Source organism: Sphaerotilus sp. (assembly GCF_041083715.1).
Taxonomy (GTDB): domain Bacteria; phylum Pseudomonadota; class Gammaproteobacteria; order Burkholderiales; family Burkholderiaceae_C; genus Sphaerotilus.
This window is the reverse complement of sequence record NZ_JBFPGY010000377.1, coordinates 1-5,159: the sequence shown is the minus strand read 5'-3', so window position 1 is coordinate 5,159 and position 5,159 is coordinate 1. Positions and strand designations below refer to the sequence as shown.

Below are 5,159 nucleotides of genomic sequence, written 5' to 3'. Positions count from 1 at the left end.
GGGCGCGTGTCGCGCAGCGCCGCGCCGGGTGTGGCCGTGTCCGGCAGGCGTGGCCCCCAGTAGCGCCACAGCGGCGCTTCGTCGGGCGGGCATTCGAGCACGACGCTGCTGCGCCGGCTGTGGAGAGTCAGGAAGTCGGCAGACAAGTCTCAGCCCTTGGTCGCACCGAGCGTCAGCCCGGCGATGAATTGTTTCTGCATCAGGAAGAAGATCAGCACCGGCGGCAGCGCGGCGACGATCGAGCCCGCCGACACCAGGTGCCACTGCGCCACCCAGATCCCGTTGAGCGACTTCAGCCCGCCGGTGACCGGCATCGCGTGGTCACCCTGGATCAGCACGGTGGACCAGAAGTAGTCGTTCCAGATGAAGGTGAAGATCAGCACCGACAGCGCCGCCAGCGCCGGCCGCACCAGCGGCAGCACGACACGCCAGAAGATCTGCCACTCGCTCGCGCCTTCGATGCGCGCCGCCTCGATCAGCTCGTGCGGCAGGTCGCGGATGAAGTTGCGCATGAAGAAGGTGCAGAAGCCCGTCTGGAAGGCGATGTGGAACAGCACCAGCCCGCCGATCGAGTCGTACAGCCCCATGCGCAGGCTCATGTCGCGCACCGGCACCATCAGGATCTGGAAGGGGATGAAGTTGCCGCCGACGAACAGGAAGAACACCGCCAGATTGGCCTTGAAGCGGTAGGTGCCCAGCGCGAAGCCGGCCAGGCAGCTCAGGCTCACCGCGCCGATCACCGTCGGGATGGCCACCAGCAGGCTGTTGACGATGTAGCGCGCGATGGGGGTGTTGCGGAAGACGGCCGAGTAGTTCTCAATCACCTGCCACTCGGTCGGCCAGCCCCAGTAGTTGCCTCCGGCGATGTCGCCCTGGCCGCGGATGGAGGTCAGCGCCACCGCGATGATGGGCAGCAGCCAGACGACGAGCGCGATGGGCAGGCCGACCTTGTAGAGCGCCTGGGTGACCGGCGACGTCTTGTTGAGCGGGGTGGGGAACATCAGGCCAGTTCCTTCTCTTGCTGGTAGATGCGCCAGAGCACGAAGGTGATGTAGACCAGCATGATCGAGAACAGCACGGTGGCGATGGCCGTCCCATAGCCCATGCGGTAGCCGTATTCGCTCAGCGCCTGCTCGTACATGTAGTACGCCAGCACGCGCGAGGAGCCGTAGGGGCCGCCGGAGGTCATGATCGACACCATGTCGAAGCTGCGCAGCGAGCCGATGATGGTGACGACGACGGCGATGAAGGTGGCGGGGCGCAACTGCGGCAGCACGACGTGCCACAGCATCGACCAGCCCTTGGCGCCTTCGAGCCGCGCCGCCTCGATCAGGTCGGGGCGCACGTTGTTCAGGCCCGTGAGGTACAGGATCATGCAGTAGGCGATCTGCGGGTACAGGCCGGCGGCGATGATGCCGTAGGTGACGAGGTGCTCGTCGGACAGCACGGCGATGCCGGGCATGCCTAAAACGGCCAGGATCTGCGTGAACAGCCCGTTGGTCGGGTTGTAGAACCAGGTGAACACCAGGCCGATGACGACCTGCGAGATCACGAAGGGGAAGAAGAACATCGACTTGACGAGGCGGATGCCCGTCACCGTCTGGTTCAGGAACAGCGCGAGCCCCAGGCCGATCGGCACCGACAGCAGGAAGAACACCAGCCAGAGCAGGTTGTTCTTCAGCGCGGTGCGGAAGTCGGGGTCGCCCGCCAGTTCGACGTAGTTGGCGACCCCGATGTACTTCGCCTTGCCCAGCCCGTCCCAGTCGTAGAAGCTGATCGCGATCGACTGGAAGATCGGCGCGATCACGTAGGTGCCGAACATCAGCAGCGCCGGCAGCAGGAACAGCCAGGGTGCCAGCTGGCGCTGGTGGCGGGTCCACCAGGAGAACTGTGGCGGTGATGGGCGGGACGACATGGGCGGCGTGCGGGCTTGCGGGCTACGGGTTCACTTGTAGACGCGCTGGCGCACGGTTTCCAGGCGCTCCAGCACTTCCTTGCGCGTGTCCGGCTTGACCATGTAGCGCTGGAAGCCTTCCATGCCGGCCTTGGCCATTTCGGCGGGTGCGTCGCGGTCATAGAACTGGCCGAGCGCGTAGGCGTTCGACAGCATCGCGAAGCCGTCCTTCAGGTAGACGTCGGTCGGCTTGGTGGCGTCCTTGTTGACCGGGAGCTGGCCGAGCGTGGCGTTGACCTCGCCCTGCACCTTGGCGCTGGCGGCGTACGCCAGGAAGCGGCGGGCATCAGCCTTGTTCTTGGCCTTGGCGGGGATGTGGATGGTGTCGGTCGGCGCGTCTTCGGCCATCGGGACGTTGTTGATCTTCGGGAACTGCATGAAGCCGAGCTGCGCTTCGGTCAGACCGCCCTTCTTCATCGGGTCGACGGCGAAGTTGCCCATCAGGTACATCGCGGCCTCGCCCTTGACGAAGGCGGGGATGGCGTCCTGCCAGTCGTAGGAGGCGTGGTTGGCCAGGAAGTAGCCCGGCTTGGTCAGGTCGTCCCAGCGGTCGAACACTTCCTGCACGCGCTTGTCGGTGTAGGGCACCTTGCCGGCGGTGAGGTCCATGTGGAACTCGTAGCCGTTGACGCGCATGTTCAGGTAGTCGAACCAGCCGCCCGTGGGCCACAGCGCCTTGGTGCCGATGGCGAACGGCGTGACGCCGGCGGCCTTCAGCTTGGCGCAGGCGGCGACCAGCTCTTTCCAGTCCTTGGGCACGGCGACGTGGTGCTTGGCGAACACGTCCTTGCGGTAGTAGATGCCCCACTGGTAGTAGGTGTAGGGCACGCCCCACTGCTTGCCGTTGATCGTCATCGACGAGGCGGCGCTCTTGAGCTGGGTGCCGAGGTTTTCCTTGGCCCAGACATCGGAGACATCCTCGAACAGGCCGGCGTTGACAAACGGGGCCATGCGGTTGCCGGCGTACCAGGTGACGATGTCCGGGGCCTCGGCGCTCAGGAAGTTGCGGATCGAGGTCTTGAAGCCTTCGTGGTCGAAGGTGTTGATCTTGACGGTCACGTCCGGGTTGGCGGCCATGAAGCCCTTGGCCATCGCTTCCCACGCGGCTTTCGGGGCCGGGTCGGAGGCGTCGGTGTTGATGACGAGCGTGCCGGCCTGCGCGGCACAGGCTGCGGCCGCCAGCGCGAGCACGCTGAAGCGGGCAGTGATCGAGGCAAGGGAAGTCTTCATCTGTCTGTCTCCGGAGTTTCTGGGGTGATGAGGTCAGACCCGCCAGATCGCCAGCGCTCTGGGGGGCAGGTGCGCGCCGCCCAGCAGGGGCGTCGCGATCGGCGTGGGCGTCCAGTCCAGCGCCTGATCCGAGAAATTGAAGGCCAGCGCCAGGCCGCCAGCGCGGCTGATGCGCAGGCCGTCGGGCAGCGGCTCCACGGCCAGCCCGGCGACGGCGGCCGCCTCCGCCAGCACCGCCTGCCAGCCGGCGGTGTCCAGCCAGCCGGCCACATAGCGCACCGGGCCGTTGCGCGCGAGGGCAGGGCGGCCATCGGCGAACGCAGCCAGCGCTTCGGCGCCGCGCAGCGCGAGGTCTTCGCGCCAGCGGGTGATCGACAGGGAGGCGCCTTCCAGCGCCACTGGTTCGGCCACACCGGGTGGCAGCGACGCCACCCGCGTCACCTGCACCCCCGCCAGCGCGGCGAGCGGCCCCGGTGGCAACGCCGACCAGGGCCCATCGGCGGCCGGAAACGACAGGTTCACCGACTTGCTGCCCGTCCGCGGCCCCAGCACGATCTGCGCGCCACTGGCTGCCGCCGTGGTCAGCGCGGCCTGCAGATCCGCGCCGACATGCAGCGCCGCCGGCAGCACGATCAGCCGGTAGCCGGACAGGTCCAGTCCCGGTCGCGGCCCGACGATGTCCACGTCCAGTCCGAGCTGCCGCAGCCCACTGTAGGCGCGGAAGGTCAGTTCCAGCGGGTGGTAGTCGGCGCCCTGCGGCTGGATCTGCCCCATCCACAGCGCGTCGTAATCGAACACCAGCGCCACGCCGGCCTTCACCGCCAGCCGCGGCGCTCCGGGCAGGGCGCCACTGGTGGCCAGGTCGGCCAGTTCCGCGCCGACCTGCGCCGCTTCGAGCGCGCCCTGGTCTTCGGATGCATCCGGGCGCAGCAGGCCGGTGTGCATCTGCTCCTGCGCGAACGGCGCCTGTCGCCAGCGGAAGTAGCTCACCACCTCGGCGCCGTGCGCGAAGGCCTGCCAGGTCCACAGCCGCACCATGCCGTCGTGTGGTGCCGGGTTCCAGTGCGCCCAGTTCACCGGACCGGGCTGCTGTTCCATCACCCACCAGCGCCCTTCGCCCTGACCGTCCGCACCCCGGCACATGCCGCGGTACAGGTCATGGTGGAACGACGGGATGTCCGGGTGCCCGGTTCGTGCCCAGCGCACCTTCTCCTCGGCGGTGAGGAAGAACATCTGCGTGAAGCCGAGCGGGTAGCTGTCCCAGGTGGCGATGTCGAGGTCGGCGGCCAGGGCGTGGTGGTCGAACTCGGTGAAGAAGCCCATGAAGTTGTGCGAGACCGGACGCCCCGGCGAGCACGCGCGCAGGATCGCCACCTGCTCGCGGTTGAATGCCACCACCTCGTCGGAGGCGAAGCGGCGCCAGTCGAGCCGGTGTGCCGGGTTCGCTTCGGTGACGGTCGGCGCGGGCAGGTCGATCTCGTCGAACGTGCGGTAGGACTGGCTCCAGAACACCGTGCCCCAGGCGTCGTTGAGCGCGCCGATCGTCGTGTAGCGCGCGGCGAGCCAGCGCCGGAATCCCTGTCGCGCCGACTCGGACAGGCTCAGCACGCTGTCGTGGCAGCCGTACTCGTTGTCGGTCTGCCAGGCGACCACGGCCGGGTGCTGCCCGTAGCGTTCCGCGATCGCGCGGCTGATGCGGCGCGACTCGGCGCGGTAGCCGGCGTGCGAGAAGCAGTAGTGCCGGCGCGAGCCGAAGCCGCGCGGGCGGCCCTGCAGGTCGATGGCCACCATGTCCGGCATGCGGTCCACCAGCCACTTCGGCGGTGTCGCGGTCGGCGTGCACAGCACGATGCCCAGGCCCGCGGCGTGCAGCGTCTCGACCGCCTCGTCCAGCCAGTCCCAGGTGAAGATGCCCGGCTCGGCCTCGATCACGCTCCAGGCGAATTCGGCGATCCGCACGACGCGGATGCCCATC

At 68.0% G+C, this 5,159-nt stretch carries 4 protein-coding genes; all 4 read right to left on the bottom strand.

Annotated features, from left to right (window positions below; all coding sequences use genetic code 11):
• Window positions 1–149: 149 nt before the first annotated feature.
• From AB3X43_RS17735 to AB3X43_RS17720, 4 genes are read right to left on the bottom strand one after another with little or no spacing between them, the layout of a single operon-like run.
• Window positions 150–1,001, bottom strand: coding sequence for a carbohydrate ABC transporter permease (locus AB3X43_RS17735; protein ID WP_369431193.1), 852 nt, complete (start codon window positions 999–1,001; stop codon window positions 150–152).
• On the bottom strand, window positions 1,001–1,915 hold the full coding sequence (locus AB3X43_RS17730) for a carbohydrate ABC transporter permease (RefSeq protein ID WP_369431192.1): 915 nt from the start codon (window positions 1,913–1,915) through the stop codon (window positions 1,001–1,003). The genes AB3X43_RS17735 and AB3X43_RS17730 overlap by 1 nt, the downstream gene beginning before the upstream one ends.
• 30 nt (window positions 1,916–1,945) lie before the next feature.
• Window positions 1,946–3,184, bottom strand: coding sequence for an ABC transporter substrate-binding protein (locus tag AB3X43_RS17725; RefSeq protein WP_369431191.1), 1,239 nt, complete (start codon window positions 3,182–3,184; stop codon window positions 1,946–1,948).
• 33 nt (window positions 3,185–3,217) lie between these two features.
• Window positions 3,218–5,158, bottom strand: coding sequence for a beta-galactosidase (locus AB3X43_RS17720; RefSeq protein ID WP_369431190.1), 1,941 nt, complete (start codon window positions 5,156–5,158; stop codon window positions 3,218–3,220).
• Between the last annotated feature and the right edge of the window lies 1 nt (window position 5,159).